Raw genomic sequence first — 23,488 nt, 5'->3', positions numbered from 1 at the left:
TTTAGTAAAATCGTAATATTTTCTTACGTATCGGCTTAGATTCTCATGATTCTTAATTTAAAAACAAGGTCTATCGTAATCACAGCATTTGATTTATCAGCTGTTGTAGTAGCATGGATTCTGGCATATTCACTGAGATTTAATTTCGATTTAGAAATGATTCGTTTATATGAACCCATTTCTTATCCATTATTTATACTTCTCTTAATTCATCTTATAGCCTGTAGGCTGCTTCGCTTGCATCGAGGAATATGGGTATTTGCAAGTCTGAATGATATTTATCGAACCATTCAAGTCGCTGCAATTTCTCTCATATCCCTTCTAACAATAAAAGCTTTTATTTTCCACAATTCAGCCGAGATTCCACGTAGCATCTTTGTACTATATCCACTATTGCTAGTTTTTATAATGGGTGGAGCTCGTTTCGCTTGGCGAGCAATAAATGAATATCGCAAAATTTATACCGTACACTCAAAAGCTAAGCCCGTAATCATTGTTGGAGCTGGAGAGGCAGGTATCATGCTTATGCGAGAACTCGATCGCTCAAGCGTTTGGCGTGTCGTGGCCTTGCTTGATGATGATGAACGCAAACTGGGACTAGAGTTGCTTGGCAGACGAGTCGTTGGAAGCACTAAGGATCTTGCCCAATCTCTGAAAGAGTATGGGGCGAAACACGTAATCATTGCCATCCCATCGGCGGCTCATGATGTTATGCAAAATGTCACGAATATCGCTTTAAATGCGGGTGCTGCTGTGTTTACGGTCCCAAATCTTGAGGATTTGATGAGTGGGCGCGTTGCAATTAATGCGATGAGGCCAGTGAATATTGAAGACCTACTTGGCCGCGATGCTGTTGAGCTTGATACAGCGAATATTTCGGAGCTTATTTCTAATAAGTGTGTGCTCGTGTCAGGTGCGGGCGGGTCCATTGGCAGCGAGCTATGCCGTCAGATTGCAAAGTATAAGCCTCAAAAGCTAGTTCTAGTCGAGCTCTCGGAGTTTGCCCTTTATACGATTGAGCAGTGGTTTAGTGATAACTGCTGCGAGACGCAGATTATTCCTTTGACAGCGGATGTAAAAAATTATGCTCGCATGAAGGCCATTTTTGAGCAGCATCGCCCAAGCCTTGTGTTCCATGCGGCAGCATATAAGCATGTGCCTCTTATGGAAGTTTCAAATGCTTTTGAAGCAATTCGCAATAACAGTTTCGGCACTTATAATTTAGCGAAGGTGTCGGTAGAGACGGGGGTTCGTCGGTTTGTGCTCATTTCCACCGATAAGGCCGTCAATCCTACTAATGTAATGGGTGCTACGAAACGCCTTGCTGAAAAGCTACTTGAACGCATGCAGACATTTCATGGCCAAACAACTACATTTAATATGGTCCGCTTTGGCAATGTTCTCGGCTCCACCGGAAGTGTTATTCCCAAGTTTCAAAAGCAAATCCAAAAAGGTGGGCCTATAACCGTCACGCATCCTGAAATCAATCGGTACTTTATGTCTATTCCAGAAGCTGCACAACTAGTAATACAGGCGGCGACTATGGGGCAGGGCGGTGAAGTATTTGTGCTTGATATGGGTAAGCCTGTGCGGATTGTTGATTTAGCAAAAAATATGATTCGGTTATCTGGATTTACTGAGGATCAAATTGCTATTGAGTACACGGGCTTAAGGCCAGGCGAGAAACTTTACGAAGAGCTTATGGCAGATGAGGAAACTACATCAGCAACATCCCATGGGAAACTGCGCATTGCCAAAACAGTACCTACAGCAGAGGGATTGATAAAGCGGTTTGAGGAATGGATTTCTGAAAGTGATGCACGTACGGATGAGGAGGTGCGCAAGCAATTAAAAGAGTGGATTCCTGAATATAATCCGTCTACGAATTAAGGGCCGCACATCGCACACCGCACAACGCAAACTGCACATCGCACACCGCACGGCCCCAAAACGCAAACTAAATTGCGTCGATAATTTGATTTAATGTCTCTGAAGGTCTCATCGCACGAGTAGTTTTTTCAGGATCAGGTTTATAGTAACCGCTGATGTCCTGAGCAGACCCTTGTGCACCGATTAACTCCTTATTTATCTGCTCTTCAGCAGAAGCCAATTTCGCAGCAATCTCAGAAAATTTAGAAGCAATTTCCGCATCTTCAGTTTGATCTGCCAAAGCTTGAGCCCAATACATCGCAAGATAATAATGCGAACCACGGTTATCTATAGTGCCTAATTTGCGTCCTGGGGAACGGTTGTTATCTAAAAACTGTGCATTTGCCTCGTCTAAAGCATCTGCCAAAATCTGAGCTTTTTTATTATCGCTTGTGTTCGCGATATGCTCTAACGATGCTTGCAAAGCAAGAAATTCCCCAAGCGAATCCCAACGCAAATAGCCTTCCTCAATAAATTGCTCGATATGTTTAGGGGCAGAGCCACCAGCACCAGTTTCAAAAAGGCCGCCACCGTTCATAAGCGGCACAATTGAAAGCATCTTAGCGGATGTACCGAGCTCAAGAATTGGGAATAAATCAGTTAGGTAGTCACGGAGAACATTGCCAGTGGCGGAAATGGTGTCCTCGCCCTTACGAATGCGCTCAAGAGAGAATTCCATAGCATTCACAGGACTCATAACCTCAATCTGCAAACCAGTCGTATCATGATCAGCCAAATATTTACGCACTTTCGCAATTATTTCGCGATCATGAGCACGTGCATCATCTAACCAGAACACAACAGGAGTCTCAGAAAGTCGAGCACGATTTACCGCCAATTTTACCCAGTCCTTAATTGGTGCATCCTTAGTCTGACACATGCGATAAATATCGCCAGCGCGCACCTCTTGCTCGAGCAAAACACGACCGCTTGAGTCCACAGCCTGAATCACGCCATCAGCCGTAGCTTGGAATGTCTTATCGTGAGAGCCGTATTCTTCGGCCTTCTTCGCCATAAGTCCTACATTTGGAACAGAGCCCATCGTGGTTGGATCGAAGGCACCGTTGCGTTTGCAATCCTCAATTACGACGTTATATAACTCCGCATAACTTCTATCTGGTAGTAACGCAAAGGTATCTTGCAATTTTCCATCTTTGTTCCACATCTGGCCCGAGCTACGAATCATTGCAGGCATGGAAGCATCCACAATTACATCTGAGGGCACGTGTAAATTTGTTATTCCTTTATCCGAATTTACCATGGCAATGTCTGGGCCTTCGTCGATCGCCGCCTCGATAGCCGCTTTAATGTCTGCCTCTTTTGCATGGCCTTCGATTTTCGCAAATAGTTCGCCTAAGCCGTTATTTGGATTTACTCCTAGCTCATCAAAAACATCCGCAAATTTTTCGAATACGTCCGCAAAATAAACTTCAACTATTGCACCGAAAATAATGGGATCTGAAACTTTCATCATAGTTGCTTTTAAGTGAGCTGAGAAAAGAACACCTTCACGGGCCGCTTCTTCTTTAGCCTCACGTACAAATGCTTTCAGAGCTTCCATGCTCATAACTGAAGAATCCAAAACCTCCCCAGCTTCAAGCTTCGCACTAGGGCGTAGCTCAGTTTTTGTTCCATCGTGTGCAACGTGAACAATCGCAAAATCGCTCGCTTCTTCAAGTGTCAAAGATTTTTCGCTCGCGTAGAAATCCCCTTCGTTCATATGAAGGACTTTTGTCTTAGAATCTGCATTCCAAATACCCATTGAGTGAGGATTTTTGCGGGCGTAATTTTTAACCGCTTTTGGAGCACGACGATCGGAGTTGCCCTCGCGAAGAACTGGATTTACAGCAGATCCCAATACCTTAGCGTAAAGAGATTTAATTTTTTTCTCTTCATCATTTTTAGGCTCAGCTGGATAATCTGGCAATGCAAACCCTTGCTTTTGCAGCTCTGCGATTGCCTCATTAAGCTGAGGAATGGAAGCTGAGATATTTGGAAGTTTAATAATATTTGCCTCAGGCTTGCCCGCAAGTTCGCCTAATTCCGCTAATGCATCGGCCGTCTTTTGGTCGTCTTTTAAATAATCGCCCATAACCGCAAGAATACGGCCTGCCAATGAAATATCTTTTGTCTCAACTTTAATATCTGCAACTGATGTAAATGCTTTAACGATTGGAAGAAAAGAATGAGTGGCCAGCATCGGAGCTTCATCTGTGAATGTATATGAGATGGTAGTTGTCATTTTGGAAAGTATATTTGTGGAAATGAATACGCCTATTTTACACTCTCTCATAATCGGTGCATTTTAAGTGGACATGAAAAAAGTCTCGAATCCAGAAGCAACCCAGATCCGAGACTCAGCAAGATAAATGTGAAATTATTTCAAGTGAGCGCTGATTAGCTTAGTCATCTCGAACATGTTTACTTGATCTTTACCGAAGATTGGACGAAGTTTGTCGTCTGCATTAATATTGCGACGATTTGCAGAATCTTGTAGATCTTTAGATTTGATGTATTCCCAAACTTTTTTAGTAACTTCTGTACGTGGAAGTGGTTTATCTCCAACTACTGCTGCAAGTTCTTTGCTCGGAGTAAGTGGTTTCATAAATGCAGAATTTACTTTTTTTGCTGAAGATTTTTCATCAGTTTTTGCTTTGGTTTTAGTGCTCATAAAATTTTCCCTACTTAAAATAGTAATTAGATTTAACATTAATTCTATTTGAGTTTAATTTAAAAATGCAAGAAATAACTAATTCAATGAAAATTATTCGACCCGATGATTGGCATTTACACCTACGTGACGGGGCTATGCTGAGTGCAGTTTTGCCGCATACGGCCCGTCAATTTACTAGGGCAATAGTTATGCCAAATTTGCAACCCCCAATTACTACAGTTGATTTGGCACTTGCTTATAAAACTCGCATTCTTAAAGCGGCTGAGGAGGCTGGTCTTGAAGGCAGGTTTCAACCGCTAATGACACTATATCTTACAGACAACACTGCAGTTTCAGAAGTTATAAAAGCTAAGGAATCTGGTCAAGTATATGCATTTAAGCTCTATCCAGCTGGTGCGACCACTAATTCCGATGCGGGTGTGACAGATTTGCTAGCAAATTGCACGGAGGTACTTGAGAAAATGCAGCAGTTGGGCATGCCACTGCTTGTTCATGGAGAAGTGACGGACCCTGAAATCGATATTTTCGATCGCGAAGCTGTTTTTATTGACCGTGTACTGATACCGTTACGGAAAGCATTGCCAGCATTGAAGATAGTGATGGAACATATAACGACAAGCGAAGGAGCCCAGTACGTGCGGGATTCAGAGGAGGGGATTGCTGCGACTATTACACCGCAACACCTTCTTTACAATCGAAATTCTATTTTTGTGGGAGGAGTGCGGCCGCATTATTATTGCCTCCCCATACTGAAGAGAGAGAAGCATCGCAAAGCCTTAATTGATGCCGCTATTAGTGGCAATGCTCGCTTTTTCCTCGGTACAGACAGTGCTCCACATGCGAAGGATCGCAAGGAATCTGCCTGTGGCTGTGCTGGCTGTTACTCTGCATATCATGCGATGGCTCTTTACGCTAAAGCATTTGAGGAGAATAATGCTCTAGATAAACTAGAGGGTTTTGCAAGCTTGCATGGGCCTGCTTTTTATGGGCTCTCACCAAATAATGAATATATTGTGCTCGAGAAGCTTACACAGAGCGACTCTGCAAACATTCCACAAGAACTAGACATTGATGGACAGAAACTTGTGCCATTAGGTGCGGGAGAGCAGCTATTGTGGAGGGTTGCCGACCATGCGTAGTCGTGTGCTTGAATCAGAGCTACCCGATCAAGTCGATGACCTAATTTTTGATAAGCTTCATCAAAATGATCAGGATAAGGTGATGGAAAAAGTGCTGGAGTTTCACAGAACATTGCCAATTCCTGCGATAAATGTCCCTCCAAATCACGGTAAATTTTTAAATTTTTTGGTGCGTATGTCGGGGGCTCGGAGAGTGTTGGAAATAGGGACTTTGGCGGGATACAGTACCGTATGGATGGCCATGGCATTGCCACCTCAAGGGCAGATTGTAACTCTTGACTTCGATCCTAAATTTATTGAAATTGCCCATAAAACTTTTGCCCTTGCTCAAGTGCAAGATAAGGTGCGGCTTGTAGAAGGGCGTGCACTTGAGACACTTGATATTCTTATCTCTGAAGGCGGAGAGCCCTTTGATCTTATATTTATCGATGCAGATAAGGAACATAATGCCGACTATCTTACGAAGTGTTTGCCCATGTGTTGCGAAGGCACAATAATCGTAGCAGATAATATGGTTCGCGACGGGAAGGTGGTCACGGAAACTGATCGCCCACCCAATATACGAGGCATTAGGCGATATTTGCAGATGCTGCACGATGATACGAGATTTGACTCTACCCTTTTACAAACGATAGGGCATAAGGGCTGGGACGGCTTTGCGATTACAGTCGTCAAATCGCTATAATTAGGGCTTATTCAGGAGTTATTCATGTCCACAATTATTAAAGAAGCTGATTTAGTGCAGTCCATAGCGGATGCGATTCAGTTTATTAGTTATTATCATCCACAAGATTATCTTCAACATCTCGCACGTGCATACGAACGCGAGGAGAGCCCTGCAGCGAAGGATGCGATTGCCCAAATTCTCACAAATTCGCGTATGTGTGCGGAGGGCCACAGACCTATTTGTCAGGACACAGGCATTGTAAATGTTTTTATGAAAGTCGGCATGGATGTGCGTTTTGAGCTCAAAGGCACATTGCAGGAGGCTTGCGATGAGGGCGTGCGTCGCGGTTATTTGAATCCAGAAAATAAACTGCGAATGTCAGTGCTAGACGATCCAATTTTTGAGCGTAAAAACACAAAAGATAATACGCCCTGTATTTTGAATGTGGAGCTAGTTCCTGGATCGATTGTTGAAGTTGAGGTCGCTGCTAAAGGCGGAGGCTCTGAAAATAAATCCAAATTTGCTATGTTAAATCCAAGTGATGATATCGTTGATTGGGTTTTGCGAACTGTTCCAACAATGGGTGCTGGCTGGTGTCCGCCTGGCATATTAGGTATTGGTGTTGGAGGTACGGCCGAGAAAGCTATGCTTATGGCCAAGCAATCTCTTATGGAAGATATCAACATGTACGAGTTGCTTTCTCGTGGCCCTAAGAACAAGCTAGAGGAGCTTCGTATTGAGCTTTACGAGAAAGTGAATGCGCTTGGAATTGGAGCTCAGGGTTTGGGCGGTCTGACTACTGTCCTAGATATTAAAATTCGCACATTCCCTACTCATGCCGCTTCCAAACCTGTGGCAATGATTCCGAACTGCGCCGCTACTCGTCATGCTCATTTTGTTTTAGATGGTTCAGGGGTTGCTGATTTACCAGCTCCCTCTCTAGATTTATGGCCAGATGTAGAGTGGGCTCCAGACTATAATAAATCTAAACAAGTCAATCTTGATGAGTTAACTCGTGAGGAAGTTGCTAGCTGGAAGCCTGGTCAAACACTGCTATTGTCGGGCAAAATGCTTACTGGACGTGATGCCGCACATAAGCGAATTCAAGAGATGCTTGCAAAAGGGGAAACATTGCCAGTAGATTTTACTAATCGCGTAATTTATTATGTAGGCCCCGTTGACCCTGTAGGTGATGAGGCTGTAGGTCCTGCGGGTCCAACTACATCGACTCGCATGGATAAATTTACTGACACTATGCTTAGCAAAACTGGCCTAATCGCAATGATTGGTAAGGCGGAGAGAGGCCCTGTTGCAATAGAGAGTATTAAAAATCATAAATCTGCGTACTTAATTGCTGTGGGTGGAGCTGCGTATTTAGTATCCAAAGCTATTCGTAAAGCTAAGGTTGTGGGTTTTGAAGATTTCGGTATGGAAGCTATATATGAGTTTGAGGTCAAAGATATGCCTGTAACTGTAGCAGTGGATTCAAACGGTGAGTCTGTCCATACAACTGGTCCGAAAATGTGGTCTTTAAAGATAGAGGATCTTAAGAAATCATGAAGCTTTATAAACCTCTTAAGGGTTTTTCATAGTTGCACCACACCTCTCTTTCTATAAAATTAAATCACTAAGTTTATTAAATTTAGTGATTTTTTTTGTTTAACTTTCTTAAAGAGAGGATTATTAATTGTATAAATTAAGTCAATTGTTTGTTTCGACTGTTATTGCATTGTGCAGTATTTATGCTCATGCAGCAGGAAAAACTTTGATTTATTGTTCCGAGGGTAGTCCTGCTGGTTTTGATGGGGCTCAGTACACAGCTGGTACTGATTTTGATGCATCTTCGCATAGTGTGATGAATGGCTTACTTATGTTTCCTCGCGGTGAAACAAAGGCTGTTCCTGCATTAGCTGAAAGTTATGAAGTATCTGAAGATGGTCTAGTTATTACTTTTAAATTACGCAAAGGCGTTAAGTGGCACACAAATAATTATTTCAAACCTACACGTGAGTTTAATGCAGATGATGTTGTATTCACTTTTGAGAGATTAAGCAATAAAAACCATCCATTTAATAAAGCTTATCCAGTAGACTTCCCCTACTACACGGATATGGCCTTAGATAAGATTATTAAATCGGTAGAAAAAGTAGACGACTATACCGTAAATCTTACCGTTAATAAACCTGATGCTACACTGATACAAACTCTTGCGATGCCTATTGCAAGTATTTACTCAAAAGAGTATGCAGATAAATTGTTAGCTGACGGTAAGGCTGAGATGATTAATCAAGCTCCAATTGGGACTGGTCCATTTATCTTCCAAAGATACGAAAAAGATTCTCAAATTCGTTATAAAGCTAATAAAGAATATTGGAATAAGGATGATATGCCTTTAGTGGATAATTTGATTTTCTCCATTACCAAGGATCCATCTGTACGTGCACAGAAGTTGTTTGCAGGAGAGTGTCATATTATGGCACAACCATTGCCAGCTGATGTAAGCAAAATGAAGTCAAACGCCAATATAACCGTTTTATCACAACCTGGTTTTAATGTTGGATACCTCGCTTACAACGCAGAGAAAAAGCCGCTTAATGATGTTCGTGTTCGTAAAGCCCTTGATATGGCTATTAATAAAGAAGAAATTCTTAAATCTGTATTCCAAGGACAAGGTGAGCTAGTTGCTAACTTGATGCCTGTTTCTCAGTGGAGCTATAACGATAAGATAAAAAATCGTCCATATGATGTGGAAGGAGCTAAAAAACTTCTAGCGGAAGCTGGATATCCTAATGGATTTGATATTGAACTTTGGACATTGCCAGTATCAAGACCTTATAACCCTAATGGACGTCTTATGGGCGAACTCATACAAGCAGATTGGTCTAAAATTGGCGTTAAAGTATCACTTAAAACTTACGAATGGGGCGAATACTTAAAACGAGCTCAAAAGGGTGATCACCAAATCGTGATGTCTGGATGGACAGGGGATAACGGTGACCCTGATAACTGGTTGGGCAATCTTTCTTCATGCTCTGCTATTGGTGGTAGTAATTATTCTCGACTTTGCGTCAAAGAATATCAAGACCTACTAGATCAAGCTCGTTCGGAAATCGATGTAGCTAAACGCACGGAGCTATATCAAAAAGCTCAGGAAATTTTCTTCGAAAATGTGATTACCACAAACATTGCCACCTCAATTATTAACGCACCTATGCGTAAAAATGTTGAGGGATTTAAAATAAGTCCATTTGGAGCTACTCAATTCACTGGCGTAAGCCTTAAATAATTTTTTCTTAACGGAGGATACATATGAAAAAAATATCTCAAAAAGCCCTTTTAACTTCTATTCTTATGGGATTTACGGGCATTGCCAGTGCAGCTGGTGGTACTTTAGTTTACTGTTCTGAGGGTAGCCCAGCTGGCTTTGATACACCTCAATACACTGCTGGTACAGATAACGATGCGAGTGGCCGTAACGTATTCGATAACCTTCTTTCTTTCCCACGTGGAGAATCTAAATCAGGTCCTGGTTTGGCTGAAAGCTATGAAGTTTCTGAAGATGGTCTTGTTTACACATTCAAACTACGTAAAGGTGTGAAGTGGCATTCAAACAATTTCTTTAAACCAACTCGTGAATTTAACGCAGATGACGTAGTATTCACTTTTGATCGTCTAGCTAATAAAGACAATTTCTTTAATAAAGCATATCCAGCTAATTTCCCATACTACACAGATATGTCTTTAGACAAAATCATCAAAACTGTGGAAAAAGTTGATGACTACACAGTTAAGATGACCCTAAATAAACCTGATGCAACTCTTACTCAAACATTAGCCATGGCTTTTGCTGTAATCAATTCAAAAGAGTATGCAGAGCAATTAGTTAAACAAGGTAAACCTGAACTAATTAACCAAAACCCTATCGGTACTGGTCCGTTTGTTTTTGTTCGCTATCAAAAAGATGCACAAATTCGCTACAAAGCAAATAAAGACTATTGGGACAAAAATGATATGCCTCAAGTGGATAATCTTATCTTCGCTATCACAAAAGACCCATCAGTTCGCGCTCAAAAACTAAAAGCTGGTGAATGTCATATTATGTCTCAACCTCTACCAACAGATGTGGTTGAGTTTCAAAAGAATGATAAGCTTAAAGTTATGCAAAGCCCTGGATTTAACGTAGGTTATATTGCATACAACACTGAGAAAAAACCATTCACAGATCCAAAAGTTCGTATCGCATTGGATATGGCTTTAAACAAAAAATCTATCCTCGATGCAGTATATGCAGATCAAGGTCAGCCAGTTCCTAACCTTATGCCAGAGACTCAATGGTCATTTAATAAAGATGTTAAGGTTCGTGACTACGATGTAGAAGGGGCTAAAAAACTATTGGCAGAAGCTGGTTATCCTGATGGATTTGAAGTAGAACTTTGGACATTGCCAGTATCACGTCCTTATAACCCAAATGGTCGCTTAATGGGTGAATTAGTTCAATCTGACTGGGCTAAGATTGGCGTTAAAGTTAAACTTAAAACATATGAATGGGGTGAGTATCTTAAACGAGCTAAAAACGGTGAACACCAAATCGTGATGGCTGGTTGGACAGGGGATAATGGTGACCCTGATAACTGGTTGGGTAACTTAGCATCATGCGATTCAGTAGGCGGCTCTAACTATGCACGTTTCTGCTTTGCTGATTTTGATAAGTTAATCACAGAAGCTCGTTCTATTACAGATACAGCTAAACGTACTGAGTTGTACGAAAAAGCTCAAGTGATTTTCCATGAACAAACACCAAGCTCAACAATTGCAACTTCAATCGTAAGTGTGCCTATGAGCAAAAATGTTGAAGGCTTTAAAATCAGCCCATTTGGTGCATTTGAGTTTAACGGTGTAAGTATTAAGAAATAAGAAATTCTAGATTCTTTACTTATTTTTACACTTTTTTTATATAGGTAATTACACCTAATACGCCTCAAGGTAGTCTATATTTCTACTTTGAGGCGGTATACTTATCGGCGTTAGTTTTTTGGATTTACCTGATGTTTGCATTTCTAATCAGGAGGATTATTCTACTAATCCCCACATTTTTTGCTATTACACTTCTCACTTTTTTACTAATTCACGCAATTCCTGGAGACCCAGTACAAATCGCCTTAGGTGAACGTTCTGCGGATCCCGAAGTCTATCAAAGTATGATAGAGCGCCTAGGATTAGACAAACCCCTTTATGTTCAATATTTCAATTATCTAGGTGACTTATTTACAGGAAATTTCGGTAAGTCCTTTGTGACTAGTACTAGTGTATGGCAGGAATTTACTGCATTATTTCCAGCCACATTAGAACTTGGTTTAATGGCTCTTCTTTTTGGAACTTTTTTCGGTATTCTTTTAGGGGTGTTGGCTGCAGTAAAACGTGGATCAATCTTTGACCACGGTGTTATGGGATTATCTCTTACTGGTTATTCAATGCCTATTTTCTGGTGGGGCCTAATGCTTATTATGTTCTTCTCAAGTTATTTGGGATGGACACCAGTTTCTGGACGTATAGATTTGATATATGATGTGCCACCAGTGACTGGATTTATGTTAATCGACGCATTCTTGGCTGAGAGAACAGATGAATTTAATGATGGTGCTTTTTGGGATGCCGTGCATCATTTAATTCTTCCTACAATTGTTTTAGGAACAATACCTCTTGCCGTAATTTCTCGTATGACACGATCATCTATGTTAGAAGTGATGGGCGAGGATTATGTACGCACAGCTAGAGCAAAAGGACTTTCACCACGTCGAGTAATTTTTGTTCATACGCTTAGAAATGCCCTAATTGCTGTGGTTACAGTTATTGGTCTTCAAATTGGTACCCTACTTGGTGGAGCTGTTCTAACAGAAACAATTTTCTCATGGCCAGGTATAGGTAAATGGCTTGTAGACTCAATATTCCGGAGGGACTATCCAGTAGTCCAAAATGGATTATTGATTGTAGCCATATTAATTATTATCGTAAATTTATTGATCGATGTGGTTTATAGAATAGTGAACCCACGCATGAGACACGCGAAGTAGGAGTTATAAGAATGTCAAATAATACTACGAGTGCAGAAGTAGCTGATATTAGAGCTGCAGTACAGGCGGATATCGATGAGAATCGTTCAAAGTTTGATTACCCTTCGCCATTGAAAGATTTTTTGCATCACTTTTTTAAAAATAAGGGTGCTGTTATTGGTCTTATATTTTTGTTACTTATGATTTTGTTGGCTATATTTGCTCCTTACGTAGCTCCCTATAGCCCAGTTGAACAATTTAGAGACCATATGCTTCAACCACCATTCTTCCAAGAAGGTGGATCTATGAAATTTATTCTTGGTACCGATGAAGCAGGTAGAGATATTCTCTCAAGAATTATTCATGGTGGGCGACTTTCATTATTTATTGGTATCAGTGCGGTAATCCTTACATTGATACCAGGTGTAATTTTAGGACTTCTTGCGGGCTTTTATCCTAAATATCTCGGCAAACTAATTATGCGTTTTGCTGATATTATGATGGCTCTACCATCTGTCCTTCTTGCAATTGCAATTATGGCCATAATGGGACCTGGTATCGTTAATGCCATGATAGCAATCGCTGTGGTGGGTCTGCCTGGATATATCAGACTTGTGAGAGGCTCAGTGATTAGTGAATTAAATAAAGACTACGTAACTGCAGCTAAACTTTCAGGTGCAAGCATCTTTAGATTAATGTTTGTAGCTGTCTTTCCAAACTGTATGGCACCAATTATTGTCCAAGCAACTCTAGGATTTTCCTCTGCGATACTTGATGTTGCGGCTCTTGGATTCTTAGGATTAGGTGTTCAACCACCGTCTCCAGAATGGGGGACTATGTTGGCTACAGCACGAGATTATATTTCTCGAGCTTGGTGGGTAGTCACATTTCCAGGTTTAACAATTTTATTAACTGTAATTGCCATAAATCTTATGGGTGATGGTTTGCGTGATGCACTTGATCCTAAATTAAAAGAAGCAGCATAAATTAGGAATTAGAGATGTCAGAAGAAAATTCAGTTTCAGACTTATCATCAGAATTATTGTTAGATATAGAAAATCTTTCTGTTCGCTTTGGTACCGAACAAAAGCCTTTTTTTGCTGTTGACGGACTAAGCATAAATATGAATCGGGGTGAGATTCTTGGGATTGTAGGTGAATCAGGTTCAGGTAAATCTGTCACTATGATGGCATTTATGGGTTTGCTTGGAAATCAGGGTCATATTACGGCAGATCGAATTAGGTTTGACGGTCACGATATGTTAAATATCAGTAATAAGGATCGCAGAAAAATTATCGGTAAAGATGTTGCCATGATTTTCCAAGATCCAATGACGGCCCTTAATCCATCATATACAGTAGGTTTTCAAATTAAAGAAGTACTCAAGCTGCATATGGGTCTCAAAGGCAAAGCTCTACATAATCGTGCGGTCGAACTTATGAAGATTGTAGAAATTCCAGAGCCTGAATCTCGTCTTGAAGCATATCCACATCAGCTCTCAGGTGGGATGTCTCAACGCGTTGCTATTGCCATGGCCATTGCTTGCGAACCTAAATTGCTTATTGCCGATGAGCCGACCACTGCCTTAGATGTAACGATTCAAGCTCAGATTATGGAGTTGCTCATTAATCTTCAAAAGAAAAATCATATGGGCCTAATTCTAATTACTCACGACCTTGCCGTAATCACTGAAATTGCTCATAGAGTCTGTGTTATGTATGCAGGGCAAGAGGTGGAATTAGGAGACGTTCCTGAGACCTTTTATCATCCAGCTCATCCTTACACGGAGGCACTTCTAGCTTCTATCCCAGAGGCGAGTCAAGGTGCTGCAAGGCTTAAAACATTGCCAGGTATTGTGCCTGGTCAATATGACCGCCCTAAGGGCTGCTTGCTCTCGCCGCGATGTCCGTATGTGGAAGAAAATTGCCTCCACCATAAAGTGCCGCTGACATACGGTGTTAATCGCGTTGTGCGATGTATAAAGCCTCTCATAGATGTGAGGAAAAATGAGTCAAGCGATACGCATTCAATTGATGCTATTTATAATGGGGTGAATCATGCAAAATAATAATACACAAGATACTCAAACCCCAGTTGTCCTTAAGGTTGAAAACCTAGCTAAATTTTATGAAGTTGGGCTTGGTCTTTTCCGTGGCAATGCTACCGTGAAAGCTCTAAATGGTGTTAGCTTCGAACTTAGAGCAGGAAAAACTCTTGCTGTAGTGGGTGAGTCAGGTTCGGGTAAATCGACTCTTGCACGTCAATTGACTATGATTGAACATCCTACAACTGGTGAGATGTGGGTAGATAATGAAAAAATAGATTTTCAGAATGCATCCCAAATTAAGCGTATGCGTAAGAAAGTTCAAATGGTTTTTCAGAATCCATACGGTTCGTTAAATCCACGTCGCAAGATTGGAGAACAGCTTACTGAGCCGTTACTTATCAATACTGACATGAATTCAAAAGAAAGACGCGAGCGTGTAAATGAAATCATGAAGGTCGTAGGTCTTAGACCTGAGCACTACTATCGTTATCCTCATATGTTCTCAGGTGGACAGAGACAGCGCATTGCCATCGCTAGAGCAATGATATTGAATCCGAAAATTGTAATCGCAGATGAACCTACTTCAGCTTTAGACGTATCGATTCAAGCTCAAGTTTTGAATCTATTTATGGATCTTCAGGAGCAATTGCATACAGCCTATATTTTTATTTCCCATAATCTTTCTGTTGTAGAACATATGGCTGATGATGTTCTTGTTATGTATTTGGGTAAGGCAGTAGAGATAGCTCCGAAAGAGAAAATTTACTCAGTTCCAAAACATCCATACACTAAGGCACTACTTTCTGCAACGCCTTCGGTGAATCCTGAAAAAAGATATGAGCAGATTAAGATTGTTGGTGAGCTTCCAAGCCCGATAAATCCACCTTCTGGCTGCTCGTTTCATAAGCGTTGTCCGCATGCACAGCCGATTTGCTCAAAAGAGGAGCCACAGTTGCGTGATGTAGAAGGTAGTATGGTTGCCTGTCACTTTGCTGGAGAAGTTTGATGAAAAAAGAGATGAGGGTTGTTGAAATAACTGAGCCTGGTGGTTCAGATGTACTAAGGATAGGGGCGAGAGCATTGCCAACCTTGGATACGGGCGAGGTCCTCATCGAAGTGAAGGCAGCTGGCGTAAATAGGCCCGATATATTTCAAAGAAAAGGTATTTATCCACCTCCTGAGGGTGCATCAGATTTGCTTGGCCTTGAGGTCGCAGGAGTTATTGTAGATGGAGATGTGTCAGGTACCGATTTTAAGATTGGCGACCATGTGTGTGCATTAACTCCAGGCGGTGGGTATGCGGAATATTGCAAGGTTGCTGCTTCGAATTGCTTGCCGCTTCCTGATGGTCTTGATTTTGTGCAGGCGGCTAGTTTGCCAGAAACTTATTTTACTGTGTGGTCCAATGTTTTTGATATCGGTAGGCTTAAAGAATCTGAGTGTTTATTAGTGCATGGTGGTGCGTCTGGTATTGGAACTTCAGCTATCCAAATAGCGACTGCCTTAGGACATGATGTTTATGCCACCGTTGGCTCAGATGATAGAGTTAAAGCCGTTGAGGATATGGGTGCTGCGAAAGGGATCAACTATAAATGCGAAGATTTCGTCGAAGAAATTATGCAATTAACTGATGGCCGTGGTGTTGACGTAATTCTAGATATGGTTAGCGGCGAATATATTAATCGCGATATCAAATGTGCTGCTATGGATGGGCGAATAGTAATAATCGCGCAGCTTGGCGGAAGTAGGGCGGAAATTAGCAGCGGCTCACTAATGCGCAAGCGCATCACTCTTACGGGCTCAACACTAAGGCCTCGAACCATAGAATATAAGGCGAAAATTGCTTCTGAGCTTCGGGAGCGTGTGTGGCCTTTGTTTGCGGACGGTAGCGTAAAACCTGTAGTGGATAAGGTTTTCCCCTTTGAAGAGGCTGCACAAGCTCATGCCTATATGGAATCAGGGGCACATATCGGTAAAATCGTTTTATTCTTCTGATGCTGCTTCGTAATGCTTCACTAAAAGATATCGACGATATACTGGCTCTACAGCATATCGCTTATCCTGATTATTTGCACGAGAGTGCAGCGACTTTCGCATCCCGCATTGAGCATAGCCCAGATCATTGTTGGGTTATAGAGGATGATGCTTGCATAGTCGCTTACTTACTGGCGATTGTAGACTCAATTCCTAATCTTCCTAGTTTGGGAGAGCTTGTTTCAAAGCCTCAGTCTTCAAATGGCCCAATGGTCTTGTTTTTGCATGATATGGTTGTGTCGCCTGATTACCGTGGTCGCGGAATTTCAACGCAACTATTGGATAATGAGGTAAGCATTGCCACCCAAATGGGGATACTTGATGCTTATCTTGTGGCTGTGCATGGAGCTGACAAACTGTGGGATCGCTATGGCTTCCGCCCTCTAGTTGGCAATGCCCCCGCTTTCAATCTCTCTTCCTACGGTCCAACAGCTGTTCTTATGCATATGCAATTTACCCCACAAATTTTATAAGTAATAAGGGCAAAATCTAGCTTTTTTTATACAAAGCTTTTAAAATAATAGATTAATTTTAAAAAACTTATTATGGAATCGGGTACTAAACTTACAATACCTCTTATAGTAGGAAACTGGAAGATGAATGGTAGCATTCAAGCTAACCATTCTCTTATGCTTTCTATTTTAGATGGGATATCATTGTGGTCTTTACCTATAAAACAAGAGGTCGTAGTTTGCCCGCCGTTTCCATATCTTCAGCAAATTCGCGATATTTTAGCTTTAGAAGCGGAAGAGGCTTTTGATCCGATTTCTCTTGGTGCACAGGATTTAAGTGTTTACGAAAACGGTGCTCATACAGGTGATGTCTCAGCTCAGATGCTTACAGATTTAGGATGTAAGTGGGTAATAGTTGGTCATTCCGAGCGAAAAGCAACGCATTTCGAAACTGCTGCTTCAGTAGCCGATAAAGCCCGTATAGCTGTTGCTGCGGGACTAACTCCTATAGTTTGTTTAGGTGAAAGTAAGGAAATGCGTGAAGCTGGTCAAGCATTACATAATATTGACATTCAGCTTCAGCCGATTCTTGAAGTAGGGCCTGATTTGATTAGGTCATGCGTTTTTGCTTATGAACCTATTTGGGCGATTGGATCGGGAAGCATTGCCACAAGTGAGCAGATTTTTGAGATGCACTCGCACATTAGACGTCAGATTCAATCTGTGACTGGGCAAGAGGGTTCACCCGTTCGCATTATTTATGGCGGTAGTGTAAAGGCGGATCAGGCTCGAGAGCTATTTAGTCTTGATTGTGTAGACGGAGCTTTAGTTGGTGGTGCTTCACTAGATGCTGAAGAATTTTTGAGCATAATAGATGCCGCATCTTAAAAGAGATTGTATATGTCAGATTATTTGTTTCCTATTCTAGTTGTTATTCAGGTCATAAGCTCAATTGCAATTATCGGATTAGTGCTTTTACAACAAGGTAAAGGTGCTGATATGGGTTCTTCTTTTGGTGGTGGCTCAGCTGGCAGTTTGTTTGGGGCAGCTGGATCTGCTAATTTCTTTTCTCGTATGACAAAATGGGCAGCTATTGTTTTCTTCACTACAACTTTAGGTTTGGCTTGGGTTAGCTCAGGTGGTGGTGTCAGAGCACCAAAACCAACTGATAGCGGTAGTTTAATGGAAGGGTATTCAGCTACTCCTGTAATTCCTGGAGCTGCTACTGTGCCAGGTGATGGATCAGCCACTCCTAATGTTCCTACTGTTCCGCAGGTTAAAACTGAGGATAGTGTGAAATCTAATGAAGATTCAAATTCTTCAAAAGATTCTAAGCCTGTTAGTGAATCTAAACCTGTTGAGGAAAATAAACCAACTCCTGCTCCAGCTGTCGAGAAACCAGTTATTGAAATTTCACCATCGGTTGAGCCTAAACCAGAACCTGCTTCTAAGCCTGAAGTAGCACCTCAACCACAAAATGGATCTCTAGAGAGTCCATCTTCAAATACCAAACAAGAATCAAACTCGGAAAATCCCCCAGCTTCTGTACAATAGTTTTATGCACCCGTGGTGGAATTGGTAGACACGCTATCTTGAGGGGGTAGTGACCACAGGTCGTGCGAGTTCAAGTCTCGCCGGGTGCATTCCCAAACTTTCTAAATTTTTCAATATAATCAAAAATTCTTAAAATTCAAGGCGTTATCTATTAGTCGCTTTATGAATTTTTGTATATAAGCAAAAATATTTAAAACAAATTGCACACAAATCGCACACAAAACTGCACCAAAACAGCACCAAAACAGCACCAAAACAGCACCAAAAACTGCACCAAAAAATATAATTTTTTTTTTGAGAGGTCAGAAAAGCACATGGCGACAATAATAAAAAGGGGAGATAAGTACAGGATACAAGCCTTTATAGATGTGAAGCGGGTTTCTAAAACATTTCCTAATAAAAAAGAATGTAACGAGTGGTATATGCAAACCACATTAAATCCTTAAAGAACTAAAAAGGTAACACTTAAAGAGGCTCTTGAGAGATATAAAAAGAGTATAGAAAATCTTAAAGCCTATAAGTCTAATAGCCTTAGAATAAATAGATTTATAAATCGTTTCCCTAATCTATCTAATAAGTATCTCTATGAGTTAACCGCAGAGGATTTTGCTAACTGGAGAGATATAAGATTATCTGAGGTTAAACCTGCATCTGTAAGGAGAGAGTGGGCAATATTATCGGGCATGTTTAAATTGGCTATAAATGAGTGGTTATTGATTTCTGATAATCCTATGTCCACAGTCAAACGTCCCCCTGAGACACCGCCAAGGGAGAGGATAGTTACTCAAAAAGAAATAGAGGCTATAAAATACGCCCTTAACCAAGACAAGGATACCGATACAGTAAGTAATCGAATATCTTATATGGTGGATTTTGCTGTTGAAACTGGTATGCGTTGCGGCGAGATGTGCAATCTTTTATGGACCGATATTAAGTATCCCACACTATCGATAAGAGAGGCTAAGACACGCTCAGGAGTAAGAAAAGTCCCCCTATCTAAAAAGGCTATAGATATATTAGATAGACTAAGGGAGCTACATAATTCAGATAAGGTTTTTGATGTTGCTCCTAATACAGTAGGGACGTTATTTAGGAGAGCTAGAATTGAGGCAAGATTAAGTGGATTTACCTTTCACGATTTACGTGCTACTGCATGTACAAGACTAGCTAAGAAAGTAAACGTTACGGATTTAGCTAGAATACTAGGGCATTCTGATTTATCTAAACTTATGATTTATTATAGAGAGAGTGCAGAGGATATAGCTAAGAAATTAGATTAAATTTACGTGTAGGTTATGAGTAAATTTTGCAGTAAGTATTTGAATTTTATTGATAAATTATGTGCTTAAAGGAAAACCCGCACTATTTCTAGCACGGGTTTAAGGAACAAAACTGATAGAACATATCAGACACCTATATTATATATTAATCTTTAGATAAATCAAAATCTTTTATCTTTTTACGAATGTCAAAGTAGTAATTTCCTATTATTGATTCAAATTCCCACTGATAATATTCAGGCACTAAACCTTTTCTAAATAGATTATCTTTAAGGTCGTTATGTTTTTTGAGATTATCAATTAACTCATTGCCATCGCTGTCATATATATCAATTAGGTTATTATAAAATTCTCTTAGAGTACTACAGAGCTCCCTTCCACGATACGATGCCTTGTAGATATCTCTTATTGCAATACATTTGTCCTCGTTATCTTTTAGAAATTCTCTTAATGTTGGATTAGTCATTTTTAATACCTATCACGGTTTTACCTGTTCTATATTTTATATTCACTTTATGCCTTTTCTTAGTTCTATTGACAGTTTAAAATTTTTAGAAACTAAAGCTGTTAATTTTCTTTTTACCTCTATCATTGTTTCCTCATTGAGATTCTCACCCAGTATTCCTAATAGAGAGTCATATAAATTAATAGTCTCTTTATCTATTGCGTTAATCTCCTCTATAGTCATAGACGCTCCTTAGTAATTAGTGATAATTAATTCCCTGCTTTTCTTGTGATCAGGTATAAGCGGCAGGATATTATTTGCTAATTTAGTCTTACCGCCTGGGTATGGAAAAATAGGCTTTGATTTAAAGTCCTCACCCTGTTGTATAAGCTCAATCTGTGACATTATTTCCCTCTATATATTTAAGTAATTCCGCACCTAAGATGTAGCCATCCACAGTTTTAACCTTTCCCGCTTTTATACGTTTCATTAGAGTAGGTGTGCTGATATTTAATAACTCACTTCCTTGCGCTTTAGTAAATAGCTTTAAATTCTCAACAGCTTTTTAACCACTCTCAAGTGCTGCCTCCCTAAAGAGGAACCGCTATCTCATCCGCAATTCGCAAAGCAGCAGTTATATGGTATGTTCACAAAGGGTAGAGATAGCTTACGTTCTAAGTTAGAGATGAGGGGATTGTTGTCTACTCTAGATTAAGTTTTGAAAGTATATAAGCGCTTACCGATTTCTTGGCTTCTTTTGCTTGTGCTTGAATAGATTCTTTTTCATTTTTAGTAACTTTTACGTGTATATGTTCGGTTTTTTTAACCTCTTTGTATCCGTACTTATTCCCAAGCATATCTAGTCTAGGATTTGCTTTTTTGAATGCTTTCTCGGCGGACTCTTGCTGCTTATAGATTTCTTTTTGTGAAACAGGTGGATGAGTAATCACGCTTGATTTATATCCGCCTCTTTCTTTTTTAAAGAACACAAGCCATCCTTTTTTACTGGCTGTTCGATTTTGATTATCAATTTCCCACATATTAATTCCTAGTTTGATTTTTAATCTCACTCATATATGCATCACCTGCGGATTTAACAATCTGTAGAACATTGTCAATATCCGCATCATCAGGTATGACCGTAGAGTTACAGTCAATAGAGCCGTCATCAAGATGGGTAACTTCAAACTCCCAGCCATTTCCTTTGACTGTGTTATTTAACAAGTCCACTTCCCACTTCATTTTTTCTCCTTTAATCCGTCGGATTCATCTTTGAATGTATATCGATTCCCTTAGATTTTATCTGAATTCATCTCTTCCCATTCGTCATCGGTAACTTCAAAGACTCCAACAGGGAAATCCCATTTATTGTAGTAGTCGGCGATTTGTTCGCCTGTATTAAAATCTTTGATGGGCAAAGATTTTCTTACCGCCTCTCTTAGAATAAACTTATGTATTTCTGACTTATAGCATACGAATTCTGCATTATCGTAATACACATAGTTCATATCAACGCGCTCACCGTTGCGAATACGCTCGAACCTCGGGGGTGTAAATGGGTCCCAGACTAATTTTACAAGCCATATCTCGCCAGTCATAGCTTCTATTAATCTGTATTTATCGTTGGTGCAGTCGTTTGTTACTTCTGCAAGAGTTTTAAAACTTCTGATGTTACTAATTCTCATTTTGTTCTCCAAGGCGGGGTGGACCCGCCGTTAAAATCAAAGTACTTCTTTCGCAATTATTTTAGAGATTTTAAAATATATTCCTTTTAAGGTTTTCTCGATTTCGTGGCTTATTTCAATCTCTATATCAGCATCTATTTTTGCAAGGTCCCAAGGTGGGATAGTGCTATCGAACCCCTCGACCCAAGAGAACTCGTCATTAAATTTTCTGAAGTTTTTAAAGGCTTCTAAATCGATTCTTTTTGAGCCTTGTGGGTGTCTAGCTTCCCAAGTTTTGCGGTGCACCCATTCGATTATTTGCTGAATATCTAATTCGGCTTTTTCTATAGCCCAGTATTCATTAATGTTCAAGTTAAGGTTATCGTTGATAATTTTCTCTAATTTTTTGTGTTCTGATTTGTAGTTCATTTATGTCTCCAGTAGGTAGGGCGTTTCCGCCCTAATTAATTATAAAAATTCTAATTTTTTGTTAATGTTGTGCTCTTGATTTAGCACTTGTTATTTAAGTCCATTTAAGAAGTCACATTCGAATTCTAGCTGGAATTCGTCCGTGTATTCAGTCCTTGTGCCTCTTTATGGCGATCCTGCAGAGGAGGCGATATTTAATGTAAGGGATTTAGAGGGTTCTGAAAAGGTTAAGCTAAGAGATATTACCGATTTTAATGCTAAGGGCAGGAGTGGCACGATGACTTTGATTTAGAAAACGAGACTATAGTAATAATAAATGATGAGAAAATCTTTGTATCAGCACCTATAGATGTGGATAGTGATTTTGCTCAAGGGATATTATTTAGTAAGTCTAGAGATAATGCTAAGAAAACGTTTAATCAAAGAAAAGATAATATTTCTACTCAAGAAAAAGCTAGGATATTACAAGGTGAGCCAGTTATTGAAATAAATGGTGATGAAAGATTTAGAGATAAAGAGTATACAAAAAATTATGTATTAAATCTTTTTAAACAATGGGGAAATAAAGCAACTAATCCTGAGGCTGGTGTTATAGAATTTGATAAACGCTCATACAAAGATTCTGTATCACACAATAATCACTATACAAAAGCACTAGCATTTCAATCAGTAAAATCTGTAATTGAAAAAGGTGCAGTAGTAGCTCAGGTTAAGGAAAAATTAAAACATAATATCCATATTAGTGCACCAGTAATGATAGACGGTGAGAAAACCATAGTAACTGTATTAGCACACAAAGATATAAATAAGAACAAAATGTATGTACATAGTGTACATTCAGAAAAACACCTCTTGAGGCATGCTACAGTTGCTCCGGATTTCACGGTAGGCGAGACTGACAATAACTCCACAAGAGGTGCGGTCATAGAACAGAAAATATCCAACTATAACTTGAAAAGTATACTTAAGACATACTTAACAGTCAAGCTAGATGAAACAATTAAGTATTCAAAAGGTGAAGTAAGGGAAAGACCTTAGGCTGAATATAAACCTAATCTAATTCTAAGAGCTAAAGAGATTGTATATAAAACTGCTAAGGATACTATTAAATATGTATTTTCAGG

General features: G+C 40.1%; 26 protein-coding genes and 1 tRNA gene. 18 read left to right on the top strand and 9 right to left on the bottom strand.

The window, feature by feature from the left end; translation table 11 throughout:
* Nucleotides 1-45 precede the first annotated feature (45 nt).
* Nucleotides 46-1,890 carry a polysaccharide biosynthesis protein gene (locus T432_RS0103380; RefSeq protein ID WP_028884182.1) on the top strand — a complete coding sequence of 615 codons (1,845 nt, stop codon included), beginning with the start codon at nucleotides 46-48 and terminating at the stop codon, nucleotides 1,888-1,890.
* 67 nt (nucleotides 1,891-1,957) lie between these two features.
* Here T432_RS0103380 and T432_RS0103375 read toward each other — a convergent pair whose 3' ends face one another.
* Together T432_RS0103375 and T432_RS0103370 are read right to left on the bottom strand one after the other, a co-directional pair.
* Complete coding sequence (locus T432_RS0103375) at nucleotides 1,958-4,171, bottom strand: NADP-dependent isocitrate dehydrogenase (protein ID WP_028884181.1); 2,214 nt, start codon at nucleotides 4,169-4,171, stop codon at nucleotides 1,958-1,960.
* A gap of 135 nt (nucleotides 4,172-4,306) precedes the next feature.
* A complete protein-coding gene (locus T432_RS0103370; RefSeq protein ID WP_028884180.1) occupies nucleotides 4,307-4,600 on the bottom strand; it encodes an SWIB/MDM2 domain-containing protein in 294 nt (97 codons plus the stop codon).
* A 65-nt stretch (nucleotides 4,601-4,665) separates the two neighbouring features.
* Between T432_RS0103370 and pyrC the strand changes: the two genes are divergently transcribed.
* From pyrC to T432_RS0103295, 15 genes are all read left to right on the top strand, one after another.
* Nucleotides 4,666-5,742, top strand: coding sequence for a dihydroorotase (gene pyrC, locus T432_RS0103365; RefSeq protein ID WP_028884179.1), 1,077 nt, complete (start codon nucleotides 4,666-4,668; stop codon nucleotides 5,740-5,742).
* Entirely contained in the window at nucleotides 5,735-6,427 is a 693-nt protein-coding gene (locus T432_RS0103360; protein ID WP_028884178.1) for an O-methyltransferase, read from the top strand. Before pyrC ends, T432_RS0103360 begins: the two co-directional genes overlap by 8 nt.
* Nucleotides 6,428-6,451: 24 nt before the next feature.
* On the top strand, nucleotides 6,452-7,969 hold the full coding sequence (locus T432_RS0103355) for a fumarate hydratase (protein ID WP_028884177.1): 1,518 nt from the start codon (nucleotides 6,452-6,454) through the stop codon (nucleotides 7,967-7,969).
* Nucleotides 7,970-8,096: 127 nt separating this feature from the next.
* Entirely contained in the window at nucleotides 8,097-9,695 is a 1,599-nt protein-coding gene (locus tag T432_RS0103350) for an ABC transporter substrate-binding protein (RefSeq protein ID WP_028884176.1), read from the top strand.
* Between the two features lie 23 nt (nucleotides 9,696-9,718).
* Nucleotides 9,719-11,323 (top strand): ABC transporter substrate-binding protein, encoded by a 1,605-nt coding sequence (locus tag T432_RS0103345; protein WP_028884175.1) that lies wholly within the window; start codon nucleotides 9,719-9,721, stop codon nucleotides 11,321-11,323.
* Nucleotides 11,324-11,454: 131 nt separating this feature from the next.
* On the top strand, nucleotides 11,455-12,480 hold the full coding sequence (locus T432_RS0103340) for an ABC transporter permease subunit (RefSeq protein WP_028884174.1): 1,026 nt from the start codon (nucleotides 11,455-11,457) through the stop codon (nucleotides 12,478-12,480).
* An 11-nt stretch (nucleotides 12,481-12,491) separates the two neighbouring features.
* Nucleotides 12,492-13,445 carry an ABC transporter permease subunit gene (locus T432_RS0103335; RefSeq protein ID WP_014111078.1) on the top strand — a complete coding sequence of 318 codons (954 nt, stop codon included), beginning with the start codon at nucleotides 12,492-12,494 and terminating at the stop codon, nucleotides 13,443-13,445.
* A gap of 14 nt (nucleotides 13,446-13,459) precedes the next feature.
* Nucleotides 13,460-14,527, top strand: a complete 1,068-nt coding sequence (locus tag T432_RS0103330; RefSeq protein ID WP_014111079.1) for an ABC transporter ATP-binding protein — start codon at nucleotides 13,460-13,462, stop codon at nucleotides 14,525-14,527.
* Nucleotides 14,517-15,512, top strand: coding sequence for a peptide ABC transporter ATP-binding protein (locus tag T432_RS0103325; RefSeq protein WP_028884172.1), 996 nt, complete (start codon nucleotides 14,517-14,519; stop codon nucleotides 15,510-15,512). The genes T432_RS0103330 and T432_RS0103325 overlap by 11 nt, the downstream gene beginning before the upstream one ends.
* Nucleotides 15,513-15,523: 11 nt before the next feature.
* Nucleotides 15,524-16,501 (top strand): NAD(P)H-quinone oxidoreductase, encoded by a 978-nt coding sequence (locus T432_RS0103320; protein ID WP_028884171.1) that lies wholly within the window; start codon nucleotides 15,524-15,526, stop codon nucleotides 16,499-16,501.
* Entirely contained in the window at nucleotides 16,501-17,013 is a 513-nt protein-coding gene (locus tag T432_RS0103315) for a GNAT family N-acetyltransferase (protein WP_028884170.1), read from the top strand. Before T432_RS0103320 ends, T432_RS0103315 begins: the two co-directional genes overlap by 1 nt.
* Nucleotides 17,014-17,085: 72 nt before the next feature.
* The gene (gene tpiA, locus T432_RS0103310) at nucleotides 17,086-17,880 is read left to right on the top strand and encodes a triose-phosphate isomerase (protein WP_028884169.1); all 795 of its coding nucleotides are present in this window, start codon (nucleotides 17,086-17,088) and stop codon (nucleotides 17,878-17,880) included.
* A 12-nt stretch (nucleotides 17,881-17,892) separates the two neighbouring features.
* Nucleotides 17,893-18,546: a preprotein translocase subunit SecG gene (gene secG / locus T432_RS08760; protein ID WP_028884168.1), complete on the top strand. Its 654-nt coding sequence runs from the start codon at nucleotides 17,893-17,895 to the stop codon at nucleotides 18,544-18,546.
* Nucleotides 18,547-18,552: 6 nt separating this feature from the next.
* Nucleotides 18,553-18,635 (top strand) — tRNA-Leu (locus tag T432_RS0103300).
* Between the two features lie 594 nt (nucleotides 18,636-19,229).
* Entirely contained in the window at nucleotides 19,230-19,826 is a 597-nt protein-coding gene (locus T432_RS0103295) for a tyrosine-type recombinase/integrase (protein WP_028884167.1), read from the top strand.
* Between the two features lie 145 nt (nucleotides 19,827-19,971).
* On the opposite strand, the gene T432_RS0103290 is transcribed toward T432_RS0103295, so the two are convergent.
* The 7 genes from T432_RS0103290 to T432_RS0103255 all read right to left on the bottom strand — a co-directional run bounded on the left by T432_RS0103290 (nucleotide 19,972) and on the right by T432_RS0103255 (nucleotide 22,364).
* A complete protein-coding gene (locus T432_RS0103290) occupies nucleotides 19,972-20,292 on the bottom strand; it encodes a hypothetical protein (RefSeq protein ID WP_028884166.1) in 321 nt (106 codons plus the stop codon).
* A 42-nt stretch (nucleotides 20,293-20,334) separates the two neighbouring features.
* Entirely contained in the window at nucleotides 20,335-20,514 is a 180-nt protein-coding gene (locus tag T432_RS0103285; RefSeq protein WP_028884165.1) for a hypothetical protein, read from the bottom strand.
* Nucleotides 20,515-20,523: 9 nt separating this feature from the next.
* Nucleotides 20,524-20,676, bottom strand: coding sequence for a hypothetical protein (locus tag T432_RS08475; protein ID WP_156026331.1), 153 nt, complete (start codon nucleotides 20,674-20,676; stop codon nucleotides 20,524-20,526).
* Nucleotides 20,677-20,972: 296 nt separating this feature from the next.
* Entirely contained in the window at nucleotides 20,973-21,311 is a 339-nt protein-coding gene (locus tag T432_RS07905; protein WP_044971086.1) for a plasmid mobilization protein, read from the bottom strand.
* Between the two features lies 1 nt (nucleotide 21,312).
* Nucleotides 21,313-21,513, bottom strand: coding sequence for a hypothetical protein (locus T432_RS0103265; RefSeq protein WP_028884164.1), 201 nt, complete (start codon nucleotides 21,511-21,513; stop codon nucleotides 21,313-21,315).
* A gap of 50 nt (nucleotides 21,514-21,563) precedes the next feature.
* Nucleotides 21,564-21,956 carry a hypothetical protein gene (locus T432_RS0103260; RefSeq protein WP_028884163.1) on the bottom strand — a complete coding sequence of 131 codons (393 nt, stop codon included), beginning with the start codon at nucleotides 21,954-21,956 and terminating at the stop codon, nucleotides 21,564-21,566.
* Nucleotides 21,957-21,992: 36 nt separating this feature from the next.
* Nucleotides 21,993-22,364 (bottom strand): hypothetical protein, encoded by a 372-nt coding sequence (locus T432_RS0103255; protein ID WP_028884162.1) that lies wholly within the window; start codon nucleotides 22,362-22,364, stop codon nucleotides 21,993-21,995.
* Nucleotides 22,365-22,506: 142 nt separating this feature from the next.
* Here T432_RS0103255 and T432_RS08470 point away from each other — a divergent pair, with 142 nt between their 5' ends.
* Both T432_RS08470 and T432_RS0103245 read left to right on the top strand, forming a co-directional pair.
* A complete protein-coding gene (locus tag T432_RS08470) occupies nucleotides 22,507-22,656 on the top strand; it encodes a hypothetical protein (protein ID WP_156026329.1) in 150 nt (49 codons plus the stop codon).
* Between the two features lie 59 nt (nucleotides 22,657-22,715).
* Complete coding sequence (locus tag T432_RS0103245; RefSeq protein ID WP_028884161.1) at nucleotides 22,716-23,402, top strand: LPD3 domain-containing protein; 687 nt, start codon at nucleotides 22,716-22,718, stop codon at nucleotides 23,400-23,402.
* Nucleotides 23,403-23,488 lie beyond the last annotated feature (86 nt).

The organism is Taylorella asinigenitalis ATCC 700933 (assembly GCF_000687755.1).
GTDB classification, from domain to species: domain Bacteria; phylum Pseudomonadota; class Gammaproteobacteria; order Burkholderiales; family Burkholderiaceae_B; genus Taylorella; species Taylorella asinigenitalis.
This window is presented reverse-complemented; position numbering and strand designations above follow the sequence as displayed.

Excerpts from the sequence above, each read along its gene's own strand:
- T432_RS0103285 (WP_028884165.1), bottom strand. The coding sequence starts at position 20,514 with ATGACTATAGAGGAGATTAACGCAATAGATAAAGAGACTATTAATTTA.
- T432_RS0103370 (WP_028884180.1), bottom strand. The coding sequence starts at position 4,600 with ATGAGCACTAAAACCAAAGCAAAAACTGATGAAAAATCTTCAGCAAAA.
- T432_RS0103320 (WP_028884171.1), top strand. The coding sequence starts at position 15,524 with ATGAGGGTTGTTGAAATAACTGAGCCTGGTGGTTCAGATGTACTAAGG.
- T432_RS07905 (WP_044971086.1), bottom strand. The coding sequence starts at position 21,311 with ATGTGGGAAATTGATAATCAAAATCGAACAGCCAGTAAAAAAGGATGG.
- pyrC (WP_028884179.1), top strand. The coding sequence starts at position 4,666 with ATGCAAGAAATAACTAATTCAATGAAAATTATTCGACCCGATGATTGG.
- T432_RS0103295 (WP_028884167.1), top strand. The coding sequence starts at position 19,230 with ATGTTTAAATTGGCTATAAATGAGTGGTTATTGATTTCTGATAATCCT.
- T432_RS0103355 (WP_028884177.1), top strand. The coding sequence starts at position 6,452 with ATGTCCACAATTATTAAAGAAGCTGATTTAGTGCAGTCCATAGCGGAT.
- T432_RS0103290 (WP_028884166.1), bottom strand. The coding sequence starts at position 20,292 with ATGACTAATCCAACATTAAGAGAATTTCTAAAAGATAACGAGGACAAA.
- T432_RS0103265 (WP_028884164.1), bottom strand. The coding sequence starts at position 21,513 with ATGAAGTGGGAAGTGGACTTGTTAAATAACACAGTCAAAGGAAATGGC.
- T432_RS0103335 (WP_014111078.1), top strand. The coding sequence starts at position 12,492 with ATGTCAAATAATACTACGAGTGCAGAAGTAGCTGATATTAGAGCTGCA.
- T432_RS0103360 (WP_028884178.1), top strand. The coding sequence starts at position 5,735 with ATGCGTAGTCGTGTGCTTGAATCAGAGCTACCCGATCAAGTCGATGAC.
- T432_RS0103325 (WP_028884172.1), top strand. The coding sequence starts at position 14,517 with ATGCAAAATAATAATACACAAGATACTCAAACCCCAGTTGTCCTTAAG.
- T432_RS0103260 (WP_028884163.1), bottom strand. The coding sequence starts at position 21,956 with ATGAGAATTAGTAACATCAGAAGTTTTAAAACTCTTGCAGAAGTAACA.
- T432_RS0103340 (WP_028884174.1), top strand. The coding sequence starts at position 11,455 with ATGTTTGCATTTCTAATCAGGAGGATTATTCTACTAATCCCCACATTT.
- T432_RS0103380 (WP_028884182.1), top strand. The coding sequence starts at position 46 with ATGATTCTTAATTTAAAAACAAGGTCTATCGTAATCACAGCATTTGAT.
- T432_RS0103255 (WP_028884162.1), bottom strand. The coding sequence starts at position 22,364 with ATGAACTACAAATCAGAACACAAAAAATTAGAGAAAATTATCAACGAT.
- secG (WP_028884168.1), top strand. The coding sequence starts at position 17,893 with ATGTCAGATTATTTGTTTCCTATTCTAGTTGTTATTCAGGTCATAAGC.
- T432_RS0103345 (WP_028884175.1), top strand. The coding sequence starts at position 9,719 with ATGAAAAAAATATCTCAAAAAGCCCTTTTAACTTCTATTCTTATGGGA.
- T432_RS0103330 (WP_014111079.1), top strand. The coding sequence starts at position 13,460 with ATGTCAGAAGAAAATTCAGTTTCAGACTTATCATCAGAATTATTGTTA.
- T432_RS08475 (WP_156026331.1), bottom strand. The coding sequence starts at position 20,676 with ATGTCACAGATTGAGCTTATACAACAGGGTGAGGACTTTAAATCAAAG.
- tpiA (WP_028884169.1), top strand. The coding sequence starts at position 17,086 with ATGGAATCGGGTACTAAACTTACAATACCTCTTATAGTAGGAAACTGG.
- T432_RS0103375 (WP_028884181.1), bottom strand. The coding sequence starts at position 4,171 with ATGACAACTACCATCTCATATACATTCACAGATGAAGCTCCGATGCTG.
- T432_RS0103315 (WP_028884170.1), top strand. The coding sequence starts at position 16,501 with ATGCTGCTTCGTAATGCTTCACTAAAAGATATCGACGATATACTGGCT.